At 53.3% G+C, this 15,674-nt stretch carries 12 protein-coding genes and 1 pseudogene; all 13 read left to right on the forward strand.

The genetic code is table 11. The annotated features are described in order from the left end of the window. The first annotated feature begins 4 nt into the window (after window positions 1-4). The 13 genes and pseudogenes from OLM33_04430 to OLM33_04490 all read left to right on the forward strand — a co-directional run bounded on the left by OLM33_04430 (window position 5) and on the right by OLM33_04490 (window position 15,654). On the forward strand, window positions 5-1,510 hold the full coding sequence (locus tag OLM33_04430) for a UDP-N-acetylmuramoyl-L-alanyl-D-glutamate--2,6-diaminopimelate ligase (GenBank protein ID MCW1712921.1): 1,506 nt from the start codon (window positions 5-7) through the stop codon (window positions 1,508-1,510). Then, complete coding sequence (locus OLM33_04435) at window positions 1,510-2,904, forward strand: UDP-N-acetylmuramoyl-tripeptide--D-alanyl-D-alanine ligase (protein MCW1712922.1); 1,395 nt, start codon at window positions 1,510-1,512, stop codon at window positions 2,902-2,904. Before OLM33_04430 ends, OLM33_04435 begins: the two co-directional genes overlap by 1 nt. Window position 2,905: 1 nt before the next feature. Further along, window positions 2,906-3,868 (forward strand): phospho-N-acetylmuramoyl-pentapeptide-transferase, encoded by a 963-nt coding sequence (locus OLM33_04440; GenBank protein ID MCW1712923.1) that lies wholly within the window; start codon window positions 2,906-2,908, stop codon window positions 3,866-3,868. Between the two features lie 48 nt (window positions 3,869-3,916). Next, window positions 3,917-5,287 carry a UDP-N-acetylmuramoyl-L-alanine--D-glutamate ligase gene (gene murD, locus OLM33_04445; GenBank protein ID MCW1712924.1) on the forward strand — a complete coding sequence of 457 codons (1,371 nt, stop codon included), beginning with the start codon at window positions 3,917-3,919 and terminating at the stop codon, window positions 5,285-5,287. 3 nt (window positions 5,288-5,290) lie between these two features. Continuing rightward, window positions 5,291-6,427, forward strand: coding sequence for a putative lipid II flippase FtsW (locus tag OLM33_04450; GenBank protein MCW1712925.1), 1,137 nt, complete (start codon window positions 5,291-5,293; stop codon window positions 6,425-6,427). Then, window positions 6,424-7,494, forward strand: a complete 1,071-nt coding sequence (locus tag OLM33_04455; GenBank protein MCW1712926.1) for a UDP-N-acetylglucosamine--N-acetylmuramyl-(pentapeptide) pyrophosphoryl-undecaprenol N-acetylglucosamine transferase — start codon at window positions 6,424-6,426, stop codon at window positions 7,492-7,494. Before OLM33_04450 ends, OLM33_04455 begins: the two co-directional genes overlap by 4 nt. Window positions 7,495-7,508: 14 nt before the next feature. Next, entirely contained in the window at window positions 7,509-8,939 is a 1,431-nt protein-coding gene (gene murC / locus OLM33_04460; GenBank protein ID MCW1712927.1) for a UDP-N-acetylmuramate--L-alanine ligase, read from the forward strand. Window position 8,940: 1 nt separating this feature from the next. Further along, complete coding sequence (gene murB, locus OLM33_04465) at window positions 8,941-9,825, forward strand: UDP-N-acetylmuramate dehydrogenase (protein ID MCW1712928.1); 885 nt, start codon at window positions 8,941-8,943, stop codon at window positions 9,823-9,825. A 28-nt stretch (window positions 9,826-9,853) separates the two neighbouring features. Further along, window positions 9,854-10,609, forward strand: a complete 756-nt coding sequence (locus tag OLM33_04470) for a hypothetical protein (protein MCW1712929.1) — start codon at window positions 9,854-9,856, stop codon at window positions 10,607-10,609. Window positions 10,610-10,652: 43 nt separating this feature from the next. Then, window positions 10,653-12,008 (forward strand): cell division protein FtsA, encoded by a 1,356-nt coding sequence (gene ftsA, locus OLM33_04475; GenBank protein MCW1712930.1) that lies wholly within the window; start codon window positions 10,653-10,655, stop codon window positions 12,006-12,008. A 43-nt stretch (window positions 12,009-12,051) separates the two neighbouring features. Beyond that, window positions 12,052-13,008 (forward strand): annotated as a pseudogene (gene ftsZ / locus OLM33_04480) (cell division protein FtsZ). 515 nt (window positions 13,009-13,523) lie between these two features. After that, window positions 13,524-14,990 carry a B12-binding domain-containing radical SAM protein gene (locus tag OLM33_04485; protein ID MCW1712931.1) on the forward strand — a complete coding sequence of 489 codons (1,467 nt, stop codon included), beginning with the start codon at window positions 13,524-13,526 and terminating at the stop codon, window positions 14,988-14,990. A gap of 19 nt (window positions 14,991-15,009) precedes the next feature. Then, window positions 15,010-15,654, forward strand: coding sequence for an SPOR domain-containing protein (locus tag OLM33_04490; GenBank protein MCW1712932.1), 645 nt, complete (start codon window positions 15,010-15,012; stop codon window positions 15,652-15,654). Window positions 15,655-15,674: the final 20 nt, after the last annotated feature.

Consider the following 15,674-nt stretch of genomic DNA (forward strand, 5'->3'; position numbering starts at 1 on the left):
TAGCATGAGAGTGGATAAACTGCTTGAAAAACTTGAAAAGAGCGACCTTGACCATACGCTCTGGCTGCCTGAAAACCGGGGAACGGAAGATCAGGGCGAGATCACACGGCTGGTCTCGGACAGCAGGAAAGCAGGTCCCGGATCTCTCTTCGCATGTGTGAGCGGGGAGCACAGCGACGGACATGACTATGCAGAAAAGGCATACAGGTCCGGTGCCGTGATGCTTCTTTGCGAACGCAGGCTGGATCTGCCGATACCCCAGATAATCTCAAAAGATATCAGACGCAACATGGGGGTAGTTGCATCCCTGCTTTACGACGAACCTGCGAAAAAGCTCAAAATGATAGCTCTGACAGGTACGAACGGTAAGACCACATCGACTTTCATGACAAAATCCATACTTGAAAATTCCGGAATCAAGACGGGACTGCTCGGCACGATCTACTATGACGACGGGGATACTGCGGAGGATGCCGAACATACCACCCCCGAGGGTTCTGACCTGCAGTACTGGCTGGACAGGATGGCAGGGAACGGCTGCGGTGCCTGCGTGATGGAGACCTCCTCCCATGCTGTGGTGCAGGGCAGGATAGACGGAGTAAGGTTCGACAGGGGAGGCTTCACTAATCTTACGGTCGACCACCTTGATTTCCACGGAGATATGGAATCCTATTACCTGGCCAAAAAAATGCTGTTTGAAAGATACATGCGAAACAACTGGCTTGCAGCGGTCAACATAGACGACAGCTACGGGATGAGGCTTTTCGGCGAGCTTGGCAGCAAGGCCATAAGCTACGGCACGAAAGACAGATCCTCAAAGTTCTTCGCGGAGATCAAAGGGACTTCTGCGGAAGGCATGGATGTCGAAATACGTACCCCCGACTCTAAGATGCCTGTCGCCTCAAGACTGCCGCTTCTGGGAGAGTACAACATCCTTAACGCGCTTCAGGCCCTTTCCCTCTGCTGGTCGCTTGGAGTGGGAGACAAGGAGGCGCTGGAAGGCCTGCTGAGAATGAAACAGGTGCCGGGAAGGCTTGAACGTTACCTGGTCTCAGGTTCCGGTACATGCGTGATAGATTTTGCCCACAGTCCCGACGGACTTGAAAAGGTCCTAGTGACGCTGAGGAGCGTATGTAAGGGCAAATTGGCCGTGGTCTTCGGAGCAGGCGGAGACAGGGACAGGACAAAACGCCCCATCATGGGAGAAATAGCTGCGAGACTTGCAGATTCCGTGATCATAACGTCGGACAATCCCAGGAGCGAGGATCCCGATCTTATAGTCTCCGAGATAGAGGTCGGAGCAAGAAAACATTCACGGGAGTATAAAAGGATAGTCGACAGGAAGGCCGCGATATTTGAGGGCCTGAAAAGGTCGGGTCCGGACGACATACTCCTTATTGCGGGAAAAGGACCCGAACCGTACCAGATATTGAAGGATGGTCCCATACCCTTCCTAGACAAAAATGTTGTCGTTGAGTGGTGCAGAGAAAACGGCAAAGAGGTGATCTGATGGACCACGTGATGGCTTCTCATGCGGCGGAATGGGCTGAAGGCACCCACTGCGGGCCTGATGTCAGGCTGTGCAGGCCGTGGAAGAGCGACAGCAGGGACGTCGGGCCCGGCGACGCCTTTGTGGCACTCAGGGGAGAGAAAACGGACGGCCACCTTTATGTCCACAACGCGATAGAAAGGGGAGCCAAACTTCTCCTGGTGGACATCTCCAGAGTTGAGGAGCTGATGCTTGACGAACCTGAGTTTTCCGGTGTATCTGTAATAGCCGTTCAGGACACAGCCACGGCTCTCCCCGTTATAGCCAGGGATTACCTGAAGCGTGTCTCTCCCAGATTGACAGGGATAACCGGAAGCGTAGGCAAAACGACTACCAGGGAGCTGACGGTGAGCCTTCTGAAAACGGAAAAGAAGGTGCACAGCGCAATAAGAAGCTTCAACACTGTAGTCGGGTGCAGCCTTACGATCCTTGCAATGGCTGAGGATACAGAGGTCCTGGTCCTTGAATTCGGAACGAACCATTTCGGCGAAATAAGGGAGATGGTCTCGCTGTTCCCGCCCGAAACAGCGGTGATAACCGAAGTCGCGCCTGCCCACCTTGAAGGATTTGAAAACATTGAGGGAGTTCTCAGGGCAAAGATGGAAATATGTGAGTCGAAAATGCTTGACACGATCATATATAACTCTGACAACATGCTGCTCGGAAATGAATTGTCCTATAAATATAATAACATTAATAAAATCGGTGTCGGGAAGTGCGCCGGAGCCGACCTGAAGATCACAGACCAGAAACTGTCACTGGATGACGGGGGAGCAGCGCTTGCCTCCTTTTATGACTTCATGGGAAAAAGTGTCGAACTCAGGGCGAACCTGTTCGGGCTGCAGCATTCCTACAACGTCGGTTATGCCTTTCTCACAGCCCTTCACTACGGGATAAGCGAAGATGCGGTGCAAGAGGCTCTCTCCGGGTTCGTACCCATAGCGGGCAGGGGTATCTGCAAAAAGCTGCCCGGAAACAAATGGGTGATCGACGAAGCGTACAACGCAAATCCCAGTTCCATGGGAGCCGCCCTCAAGAATACGCTCAGTGTGGCAGAGAGCTCATCACTTACCCCATATGCCGTACTGGGCGGAATGAGAGAACTTGGAAGATCCTCAGCCATGTGGCATCAGGAGATCCTCAAGATGATCACAGGCTTCAGGAGGGTGCTTCTTCTTGGCGGGGAATGGTTCGATCCTGAGGCAGTCATTCCTGCAAACGCCGAGAGATACATGACTTTTGAAGAGCTTACACCTCTTGCCGAGGAGCTTGCCGGACACGATTCGGTCGTTTTGGTCAAGGGGTCGAACTCATACGGACTTAAGAGGTTCGCAGCGCTGCTGACGGAGGGCTGATATGTATACCGGATTTGTTCTCGTGCTTTTCTTCTCACTGACCGCAGAGATATTTCTTCAGGGGAAGTGGACGGACAAAATGCACAGGCTTAAAATAGAGCAGGTCGCAAAGCTCTACGGTCCGTCGTGGCATGAAAAGACCAAGACCGGAACTCCAACCATGGGCGGGATAATATTTATCCCCGTCTTCCTTGCCGCAGTTTGCGCAGGATACTTCCTAAGCCCCTACTCAGACCTCCACAAGATAGGAAAGATCGCTCTCTATCCGGTCCTTGCCGCAGCGGTGGGCTTACTGGATGATTGGCTGAAGTATTCGAAAAGGTCGAGTGACGGGCTTAAGAGCATGGAAAAACTGGCCCTTCAGATCGCCGTGACAGTACCATGGGCCCTGTGGACCACTCCTCCCGCCCTTGACCTGGTATTTGTCTCGGTACCCAGGTATGTCGGCATAGTTCTTCTTGTCTTCACCGGAGTCGGGCTTCAGAATGCGGTGAACGTTACGGATGGACTTGACGGGCTGGCTGCGGGGTCTGTGCTTATCTCTCTTCTGGGAGCCCTTTCGTTTCTGGGAGGCGAACCTTCGATCATCTTCCCTATCGCATCGGGCGCAGGGATATGTCTTGGGTTTTTATGGCACAACTGCCATCCTGCAAACGTTTTCATGGGAGATGTCGGAGCGCACTTTTTTGCCGGACTTCTCCTTTCCCTGTGCGTTGTATCGGATGCATTTATCTTTGTAATACCAATTTCATTCATATTTGGACTGGAAATAATGTCAGTAGCCCTTCAGATAATTTCTATCAGGGGCTTCAACAAGAAAATATTCCTCATGAGTCCGGTACACCACCATTTTGAGATGCTCGGGTGGAAAGAGACTCAGATAGTGACAAGGTTCTGGATAATACATGCCGTCGGCATGCTGGTGCTTATGTCCGTATTGTTAATGCTGATGGTTTTGGTATAAAATAACCGTTTGGCATAAACTTGAATCTGATCTGTTGGGGGAGTCGGGATGGTCAATGATCTTGCTTACAAGGGAAAAAGGCTCTCTGTGATCGGTGCAGGGGTCAGCGGAAGATCGCTGGCGGAGCTTGCAAAAAAACTGGGAGCGGACGTGTTCGTTTCGGATCTTAATGAGATACCGCAGGAAACAGCCGCGGCGTTCGGCTCCACAGGAATAAGGTGGGAATCCGGAGGGAACACTGAAAAACTTCTTGAGGCTGACGAAATAGTTGTAAGCTCGGGCATCCCGTCTGACATCCCGATCCTGCTTGAGGCATCTTCTAAGGGGATACCTGTCACAAGCGAACTTGACTTCGTATATCCCTTCCTGTCAGGTAAGATAATAGCGATAACCGGAAGCAACGGCAAAACGACGACTGCCTCTATGGCGGGCTATTTTCTTGAAAGATCCGGGGCGGTCTCGATGACGGGGGGCAACATCGGCGATCCCGCAGCGAATGCCGCCTTTATGGATACAGCTTATCTGGTCCTTGAACTGAGCAGTTTCCAGCTCAGCAGGCTTGAGAGGTTCATGTGCGACATCGCCGTCGTCACCAATCTTGCACCTGATCACATAGACTGGCACGGTTCCTACGGGAAGTATGTAGAAGCCAAGGCGAATGTGATCCGGCGCCTGAAGGATGACGGTACGGCCATCTGCCAGAGGAGGGACTGCGAAGCTCTGGGCGTCCCTGAGGGAAGGGACTGCCCCCTGACCTGGGACAGGCCGGATCCCTCAGGAAGGGGCATATATCTGGACAGGGAGAGCTCTGCTGCATATTTATGCCCGGATTCCGGCATAGAGCCGATAAAACTTTTTGATTTCGAAGCGGTCAGGCTCCTGGGATCTCACAATATCGAAAACGCGGCGATGGCAACTGCGGCGCTTGTGCTCCTCGGCCTCAGTCCGGCAGCTCCGGACGTTATCTCCGCATACGAACCTCCGAAGCACCGCTGCGCATTTGCAGGCATATTCAGGGGGATAACCTTCGTTGACGATTCGAAGGGCACCAATGTTGCAGCAACAGTGACAGCTATGAGTTCCCTTGACGGGGACAAGGTAATGATACTTGGCGGCAGGGGCAAGGGCGAGGATTACGCCCCGCTTGCCGAGGCCGTCCTGAAGTACGCCAAAAGCGCGGTGCTCCTCGGCGAAGAGAAGGGAAAAATCGCCTTGGCTCTCGACGGGGCAGGATTCAAAAATTACTCCGTGGTCTCGACCATGGAAGAGGCTGTGGAAACCGCTTCCAGAATTGCGGCGCCCGGAGAGACGGTGCTGCTCTCGCCGGCGTGCACCAGCTGGGACATGTACCCAAACTACGGCGCAAGAGGAGACCATTTCTGCCGGATCGTAAAAGGGATCATAGAGAGAGATTCATAGGCCATGCTGAGAGCGGACGAAATTCGGGAAAATAAGAGGCACTACAGGATCAATCCCTTTATCTGGGTCATCCCCCTCATATTGAGCGGGGTCGGGATCCTTATGATCACATCCACTACAAGCCCGAACTCATTCACTCAGACCGGAACGCCTTTTCAGATGGGGATAAAGCAGGCGCAGTGGCTGCTTATAGCACTCTCAGGGATGTTCGTGGTATTTTCCGTCCCCCTGCGTTTCTGGATAAAAATGAGCGCTCCTATACTTATCCTGACATGGCTGATGAGCTGGCTTCCCCTCATTCCCGGCATAGGGATGAACGTGGGAGGAGCCAGCCGCTGGATAAATGTTCCGGGTTCGTCGATATCCATACAGCCGGGTGAGCTGCTATGCCTTGCTATAGCGCTGCACCTTGCCAAACTGCTTTCAAGGTGGGACAAGGACCCGGGAAAGGCTTTCCTCTCCACGATAATGCTGGTGGGTATAGCTGCCCTGCCGCTTTCACTGCAGCCCGACCTCGGTACAATAATACTGATCTTTTTGGTATCGATGGGGATGTATGTGGAGAGGATAGGATGGAAGTGGCCCGTTATCGCAGGAGGATTGCTGGGGGGCCTCATATTTCCCCTGCTGATATTCCTTGAACCTTACAGGATGAGAAGGGTCGCGGCGTTCATGGATCCCTGGAGCGACCCACTTGACAAGGGTTTTCAGGCGATACAGGGGCTGATAGCATTTGCAAACGGAGGCTTCTGGGGAACGGGGCTCGGACACGGTTTTCAGAAGCTCAACTACCTTCCTGCCGCTTATACGGACTTCATCTATGCCGCGATAGGCGAAGAGCTGGGACTGATGGGGACACTGGGCGTGATAGGACTTTTTGCCTTCTGGGTCAGCCAGACCAGGATGGTCTATTACAGGGTCCCTGACGGCTTCAAGTCGTCGCTCACATGGGGGGTCACCCTGACTGTGATCCTGCCTCTGGTGATAAATGTGGCAGGAGTTACAAAGCTGATACCCCTGACGGGGATGCCTCTTCCTTTTATCAGTTACGGAGGCACCTCGCTGCTGACTATGTGGTCAAGGATCGGGATAATGCTGCGGCTGGAAAAAGAGAGCTACGGCAGGGAGGAGAGGCCATGACCGGCAAACTGATCCTGGCGGCGGGAGGGACCGGAGGCCACATCTGGCCGGCCATATCTTTCGGCCGGTGGGTCGGCAGAAACAAGCCGGATGTCTCTGTATCGTACATCTGCGGCAGGCGTCCGCTTGAGCTCGAAATATATGCCTCCGCAGGGATAGAGCCGTACCGGCTTAATATTGACGGATCTCCGCTTTCGGGAGAAGGACTTGACAGGCTGAAGCGTACCTGGGGCCAGTTCACTGCGCTCAGGGAATCCGCGGCTTTCATCAGGTCCGAGTCGCCGGACTTCGTGCTTCTCTTCGGAGGGTATGTGACCTTCCCTGTACTCCTCGCATCCAGAATGCTGAGGATCCCGTCGGCGGTGCACGAGCAGAACGCGTACGCCGGAAAGGTAACGAGGATAGCGTCACGAATGGGCGTCGAGATATTCTCAGGCTGGAGGGAATGTCTTCCACTGCCCGCCTCAAAATACACGAGGATAGGAGTTCCGGTGAGGGAGTTTGATCTGTTGCCGCGTGAAAAGGCATGGTCGGAACTCGGACTGCCGGGGGAACTCCCGGATGGGCCGAAGGCCCTGGTATTTTCAGGATCTCTGGGCAGTGCCACGATAAAGGATCTTGTCCTGGAGGCAGCATCAAAAGAAGAGTTTTCATCATGGACCTTTATCATACCTGCCGTATCGGAAGAAACGGAAAAGGCAAAGGATAATGTATTCCTTCTTCCGAAAGTCTGGAAGACCGAGCTGCTTTACAGCCTTGCGGACATTGCTGTCGTAAGGGGCGGAGGATCGACGCTGACCGAGGTCTCGGTCCTCGGGATCCCGTCGCTCGTGATACCATGGGAAGGTGCCGCAGATGATCACCAGTATCACAATGCGGTTTCGTTCTCCTCGGAAAACAGGGGCGTTATCTGGAACGGCAGGGGAGCCGGCGAAGCTTTTGCTAAAAACATCATGAGACTGTATGATATCCTCTTGGATGAAAAGGACAACAGGAAAGAAGAAAGGCACAACGGCGCCGGACAGATCTGCGGAGACCTGTGGCTTGCGGTCTCTTCCTATTTTTGAAAGGAGAGTTTTTATTGGCAACTGTTACTGACAAAGATCTTAAGACGAAAAATATCCACCTGATGGGGATAGGCGGAGCAGGAATGAGCGGCCTGGCCATCCTGCTTGACCAGATCGGCGCCAGAGTATCCGGCTGTGACATGATACAGACCTCATACATGAAGAGCCTGAAAAAGAGGAATATCCCCATCGAGATGGGACACGACGCAAAACATATAGATGATTTCATGCCCAATATCCTCGTCTATTCAAGCGCGATCCCCCAGGATCACTCTGAGATACTTAAGGCCTGGCAGCAGGGAATAACAGTCTCGCGCAGGGCAGAGATACTCAGCCTCATCTTCAACTCAAGGAGGGGTGTCGGGATAGCCGGTACACACGGCAAGACGACTACATCCTCAATGATCTCGCTGATCGCAGAGCTTGCAGACACGGATCCTACCGTTGCCATAGGCGGCGAGCTGGCTGACATAGGAACGAACGCCAAACTGGGACAGGGTGAATATATGGTCGCAGAGCTTGATGAAAGCGACCGCTCCTTCGTATATTTCCACCCGGAGATCGCAGTCATAACAAATATCGACTGGGACCACAGGGATCACTACATGACATTCAAGTCGGTCACGGACGCTTTTGCGGAGTTCCTGGCACACAGGAAAGAGGGCGGGAAAAGCATCGTCTGCATGGAAGACCCCGGAGTCAACACGCTCTGTTCAGATTACGGCATTTCTGACGGGACGATCACGTACGGATGGGGGACAGGCTGGGACTGGGGAGCCACTGAGGTGTGCCACAACAACGGCGGAGGTGTCTCATACACACTTAACCGGAACGGAGAGCGGGCAGGCAGGGTCGTGCTTGCCGTATCGGGCGAACACAACGTGCTGAATTCCCTTGCTGCCTGCGCTGCGGCTCATGAAATGGGCATACGGGACGAAAATGTCAGGGCGGCACTTGCCGGGTTCAAAGGGGCAAAACGCAGGCTCCAGAAGATGGGAGAGGTCGGGGATATCCTGGTTTACGACGACTACGGGCACCATCCCAGCGAGATCTGCGCGACGCTCAGCACCGTCCGTAAAATTTTTCCGAAACGAAGGCTGGTTACGGTCTTCCAGCCCCACCGCTTCAGCAGGACCGCGGCGCTGTACAAGGAGTTCGCCGATGCGCTCTCGCTGGCGGACAGGGCTTTCATCCTTCCTGTTTACGGATCTGACGAGATGCCGATAGAAGGGGTCTCGTCCAAGATGATCTTCGACGCGGCGTCCGAGGACAACAGGGCGCATTATGAACTCTCAGGCAACTTCGATGACCTGGTCCGTTCCGTCTGCTCAACAGCGAGGAGCGGCGACGTGATCCTTACTATAGGAGCGGGAAGTGTCGGCACCCTAGGCAAAAAAATATGCGAGACCCTCGAACTCATGAGCAAAGAAGAGGGGAAAGAGTGATTTGGCGAAAGATCATCCTCTCAGGGACCTTAATACATGGGGAGTCGGCGGCACATGCAGCACATTTGACGCGCCGGTGACCGCGGAAGAGGCTTACTCGGCAGTTGCGGCGTCGCTTAAACGAGATCTGCCTCTCTATGTTCTTGGAGGGGGATCCAACGTACTTGTATCCGACGGGCAGATAAAGGCCTCGGTCATACATACCGGAAGGCTTGATTTCATAAAGATCAGGAGCAATGCCGACGGCAAAAGTGCGGAGATCGAAGCAGGAGCAGGCGTACATGTAAAAAAACTGCTTTCCATAGCGATGAGCAAAGGGTTCGGCGGGCTTGAGTTCCTTACCGGCATTCCGGGAACTCTGGGCGGAGCGATCTGGGGAAATGCCGGAGCCGACGGCACAGGATTCGGCGGTCTTGTGAAGGAGGCATCCGCGGTCGGCCGCGACGGCCGGGCAATAAGGCTTGCGAAGAATGATTTCCACTGGAAGTACCGAGCCTGCCCCCTGGACGAAAGCCTGATAGTGCTTGTTGCATCGTGTGTGATATCTTTGAAAATGGAGAACAGGTCAGATATTTTTGACAGGATCAAAAAGTACGCCGCCATGAAAAAGGGTCAGCCGCTCGGAAGAAAGACGGCGGGATGCGTATTCAAGAACCCGGAGGGAACATCTGCCGGCCTCCTGCTGGACAGATCAGGCTGCAAGGGGATGAGGGTCGGAGGAGCAGTGGTCTCGCGCTCTCACGCAAATTTCATTGAAAACGAAGGCAATGCCACATCCCGGGATATATTTGAACTATGCGAGCTTTGCAGGGAGATGGTGTACAGGGATCACGGGGTATATCTGGAATATGAAATTAAATTTCTGGGCAGTTTCGAAAAGGACTAAAAAGAGACTTAAGCTTTTTTTTGTTATCATGTCTCTGTCCGGCGGAATGCTTGCGGCTGCAGAGGCCAGATATGCCGTTCTCAGGCTTTACGGTATAGAGATAGACCCAAGGGGGATACTCTCCGAACAGGTGGTCTGGGGGACTGTAAAGCCCAGTCAGGAAAAGGTATGGATCCTGTTCTGGCTGTCAAAAGAGGAATACTGCAGGAACATTGAGGCATATTACCCTGTGAACCTGCGGATGGAACTTTCGGGATGGGGAAAATTCAGGCTTGAAGTCCTTCCTCTCGAGGCAGCGTTCAGGATGTACTGGGGCGGAAGGTTCTGGTATGTTTCGGCAGACGGGAGGATGTGGCTGAGTTCGCTCAGGGAGAATTCCTTCACATCTTCGGAAAAGGCGGACGCACTTCCGATGCTCTCCTGGTCGACGGACAGGGAGACACCTGCAGATCTTTCAGACGAACACGGCAACGTCTTTCATTCCAGCCTTCCGTTGCAGAAGATAAAACTCTGGCATGAAAACCTGAAAGCTTTGGGCTGGTCGGAGAGGGTGAAATTCATCCAGGCGGGCTTCAGGGAAGGCAATAATGTCGTAAGGCTGATCTTTTACGGTCCTGACGGCGGCAACGGGGCGAACATAATGCTTCCCGACGATCCCGGAGAATGGCAGACGTCGGGACTGGCAATCAAAAAGATCTATCCCGATCTATCTAAGATTTCCCCGGATGTCTTGATCGACGCCACATATAAAGATAAAATTCTTGTGAAAAATAAGGTACAATAAGTCTTGAAAAATGTTTCTCATCTAAAGAGAGGGGGCTATTTGATTGTTTAGGAAAGCCTCAGGTTATCCATCAGATCGTGAGCCTGAACTCCTTGCCGGACTTGACCTCGGAACAAGCAAGGTCACCGTTGTTGTCGCGGAAAGGGAACCGGGGAGCGAGGAAGCTCAGATCATCGGTGTTGGACAGGCTCCGTCAAATGGTATCAGGAAGGGACTCATAGTTAATCTTGACCAGGCTGTCAGGTCTGTAAGGCAGGCTGTCAGCGATGCGCAGAATATGGTCGGCCAGGATATCACAGAAGTTACCGTGGCTTTTGGCGGCGGAGAAGTCACTAGTATAAGAACTAAGGGGATGGTATCCCTCGGCCGGACGCCCCGCCCGGTAATGCAGCTGGACATCGAAAGAGTCATTGAGGCTGCTCAGGCGGATGTCGCCGTGCCGGCGAACCAGAGCATTCTGCACACTATCCCGGTAGAGTATTCCCTCGATGGCAATGTCGGCATAGATGACCCTCTGGGCATGACTGCCATCAGGCTGGATATACAGCTGCAATCGGTAATAGTCCCTACATCCACCATCCAGAACGTTATGAACTGCGTTGACAAGGCGGGACTTGATGTTGCCGGACTGGTGCTGAAGCCGCTTGCCTCGGCACTGGGAGTCATCTCGCCCGAAGAGGCCCTTGCGGGAGCCGTCGTCATAGACATAGGCGGCGGGACCACCGGAGTGGCTGTATTCTCTGACGGAAGGCCGAAGCACCTTGGCCTGATCTCGGTCGGCGGAGACCACATAACAAACGACATAGGAAGCGTTCTGAAGCTGCCCCTCAATAAATCCGAAGAGCTGAAGAGGGAGATCTCCGTATTCACAGCACCCGAAGACCCTTCTGAGACTGTCGATTTCGTATACAACGGCAGGAACTACAGCATATCCAAAAATGACCTCCACGAAATAGTAAGGTGCCGGATCGAGGAGCTCTGCGACATGCTGGTCCGTCCCCAGATCAAGGCAGCGGGCATCCCGATGCTTCCGGCAGGGATCATTCTTACCGGGGGCGTATCAAAGACCGAGGGGATCGATGCATTTGTACTTGACATAATGGACCTTCCCTCCAGAGTATCGTCGCCCATAGACGCGAACAGGATGCCCCCCGGGAGGAACACGCAGGAATATGCGGCCGCAGCGGGCATCATCCGTTATATCGCGGAACGTGAGAGGGACCCCTTCCGTTACCTTGACAATCCGCTTATCAGAGGCGTATCCGCCGACGACGGAGGCAGACCTTCCATAGTGCCTGAAACGAGAGTCAGGATCAGGCTGGATGAGAATAACAAGGTTTCCGGCCCCGGCTTCAATCCGCTTGAAGGGATCAAAAATGCCTTCAAGGACCTTTTTTAGACATCGACCCTGAGTGACCGAAGGGGGATTTACTGTGGCCGATATGACTGAAATATTCCAGCTGGACAAATCAAACTACCCGACAAGAGAAGTAATAAAGGTAGTCGGCGTGGGAGGTGCGGGCAACAACGCGCTCAACCACATAATAAGGGGCGGACTGAACGGAGTGGAGTTCATCGCCGCAAATACCGACATGGCGCATCTTGAGCTCTCCGAGGCGCAGAACAGGATCATTCTGGGCAAGGAACTGACGAAGGGGCTGGGCGCAGGTTCCGACCCGGAGATCGGCTTCAAGTCCGCTCAGGAATCGAGAGAAGAGATAAGAGCCGCCGTTGAAGGTGCCGACATGGTCTTCATAGCAGCGGGAATGGGAGGGGGCACCGGTACCGGGGCCGCTCCCGTGATAGCTTCCGTTGCAAAAGAGGCTGATGCGCTGGTCGTTGCTGTTGTAACACTTCCTTTCTCATTTGAGGGCAAGCGCCGCGTAAGCCAGGCCAACCTTGGCATAACGCAGCTGAAGGACAAGGTCGACGCGCTGATAATGATACCGAACGACAGGCTGCTGAGCGTAACCGAGAAGAAGACCACCATAAACGATGCTTTCAGGATAGCTGACGGCGTCCTCCATCAGGCTGTACAGGGCGTCACTGACCTCATCCTTCGCCCGGGCCTCGTCAACGTCGACTTTGCGGATGTGAAGACGATAATGTCAAACGCCGGCTCGGCGATCATGGGAATAGGGGAAGGCTACGGCGAAAAGCGCGCAGCCACCGCTGCATACAACGCTATAAACAGTCCTCTGATGGACACGGACATGAGCGGAGCAAAGGGCATCCTCTTCAACATCACCGGAGGGGCGAATGTGGGGATACATGAGATAAACGAGGCGACAAAGATCATAACCGAAGCTGCGGATGAAAATGCGTTCATCATCTGGGGACATGTGTTCGATCCCGAAATGGATGACTCTATACAGATCACCGTTATTGCGACAGGATTTGACGGCCAGGGCAAAAAAGAAGTTCATGCCGACCCGGGCTTTTCAAAGAAAGTAGACATATCTGCAGTGAAGCACCTGAAAGCTTTCAGCTCCGGCAGGACCGCGGCACAGCCTCATATCCAGCAGACTGCGGCCAACGCTGACAAGGGATCGGCACAGAGAGTCTTTTCCGCTTCGGCTTCCCAGGAGACAGCAGTGGAAAAGTTTGCGGCATCCAGCGACGAGAGCTTTATGAAAGAATCGAAGAGATCGGTCCCCGAAGAGAATAAACAGCGTCAGAACCTTATCTCTCCGCAGGAACAGGATACCCCGACCGTAATGAGGATCGCAAGGGCTGCTCCCTCACAGACCGGACAGATCCAGGACGAGGACATGTTCAAAGGGAGCGGCGCTCCCGTAGACCAGTTCGACGTACCCGCTTACTTAAGGCGGAGGCGCGGATCCTGAAAAGGAAAAGGGAAGCAGGCTCTTGCACAGGGAAGATCACCGCATGGCAGAGCTGGAAAGAATATCGCATGGATGAAGAGTGCGTAACGGAGCTGCCCAGGGGAGGAGATCTTCCTTGGGCGCTCTTCTATCCGGCAGATTACGCCGTGGCGTCATCCAACCTCGGTTACCACTACGTATACCGTGCCCTTAAGGAACTTGGTGTTGCGGCAGAACGGTTCTGCGGTTCACCGGTGCCTTTCAGGTCAATAGAAGGGGATACTCTTCTTGAGCGTTTCCCTGTCATCACTGCAAGCGTTGCCTACGAAGGAAATGCTGAGGCCTTTTTCAGATGGCTGGATACCGCAAACATCCCCCTCCATTTTGAAGACAGGCTTTCGGGCAGTTTCCCAATAATTGGAGCCGGCGGCGCAATGACATATATTAACCCTCTTCTTCTGTCGGCAGTATGCGACTTCATCGTTTTGGGAGACGCCCTCGATGCACTGCCGTTTGCGGCAGAGTCACTGCGGAGGTATCTGGAGGACGGAAACAAGGCAAAACTATTCTCCATGCTGGCGGAGCATCCTTCGATTTTTGTGCCGCCGGTCCATATCCGGCAGGGCAGCGTTTCTGCAAAGAGACGCACGGCAAACGATCAGCCGCTTGACGGAAGTTATCCGATGAACAGCACCTGGCTTACACCGAGAAGTTCCTTCGGAAAGACCCTTCTCGTTGAACTTCAGAGAGGCTGTGCCCGGAACTGCAGTTACTGCACTCTGCCGGGCTGTTTCGGGAAGATGAGGTTCAGGGATCCCGGAGTGATCATGGAGCGGCTTGAACAGATCTTCACTGACCACGAAGTTGGGCAGGTAGGCCTTGTGACGCCCGAAGCGGGAGACTACCCCCAAATAGAGGACCTTCTTGATTTCCTCGCGGCTAAAGGCAAGGGCGTGTCCTTTGCCTCGCTGAGGATAGACAGGCTGACAGAAAAGATGCTCTCGGCACTCAAAATGGGAGGAAGGCACAGTATAACTGTCGCTCCGGAGACCGGGAGCGATGAGTTGCGTTTTACCTGCGGCAAAAGGTTCACCAATGAGTTGATAGCGGAAAAAATGGAGCTTGCGGCATCGCTTGGGATAGATCAGGCCAAGCTGTATTTTATGACAGGACTGCCGGGGGAGACCGACGAAGACATCAGGGCAATAGCTGCACTGTCCGGAAGAATAATCGAGAGGACCGGAATGAACCTGATCCTTTCGGTCAACCCCTTCATTCCAAAACCCGGAACTGCATGGAGCAAAGCAGAATTTGGGGGTATACCTGAACTGAAGAAAAAGTATGATATTTTGATCAGGGAGCTTTCAAAAATAAAGAAGAAAAGACCGCAGCTGAGGATGACAAGCCCGAAGGAGGCAGAGAACGAGTTCTCCCTTGCTTGGTACGGATATAAAGAAAGCACCGCACTGGCAAAAAACAGAGGAGTTTCGAAAAAAGTTCCTTTTGACAGCACCGCCAGATCTAAAACGCTGTTAGAATTAGAACGTCTATGGTAGTTTGACAGGAGGTGACTGCATGGTTACGAGAAGAACGCGCAACTATAAGGAAAAGAAACCCATGACGACCTTTGGACAGTTCATTTTGCCGCTGACTGTAATAATGGCGGTCGCACTGCTTTTTTTCAGTGTCAAGCTCTTCTTCTTCAACTCAAACGAGACTGAAGACATCATTTTCACCCAAGAGGAGACGGTAAAGCAGGCACCAACAAATCCTGTACCCGATGAAAAACCGGCAGAGATACCTTCAGGCACTCAAGCGGTAAAAAAGGTAGAGATAAAGCCCGCCCAACCGGTCGACGGGAAGACCGAGGGGATCAGGAAAGAGAGTACTGCGGCCGCAGCGAAAGCGCCAGCCAAACCTTCAGCTGCTGTGAAAGAAACGGCAGTCAAAGCAGAAACGCCTAAGCAAACTACAGCCAAGGCTGTCCCCAGATGGGACATCCAGATAGGTGCGTTTTCATCGAAGGAGAACGCGCTTCAGCTTGTAGAGAAAGCAAAAACACAGGGGCATGCCACTTACCTGGTTGAAGAAAAAAAGGACGGGGCCCCCTTTTACAAGGTACGCGTCAAAAATCCGAAGATGGACAGGGATGAGGCCGTCGCCCTTTCAAAGATACTGGAGAAAGAGGGATACCCGTATTTCCTTGTTGAGATCAAGTAGCATTTTTAAATATAAAGTTA

It is taken from the genome of Synergistaceae bacterium DZ-S4, from assembly GCA_025943965.1.
Classification (GTDB): Bacteria; Synergistota; Synergistia; order Synergistales; family Synergistaceae; genus Caenicola; species Caenicola nitritireducens.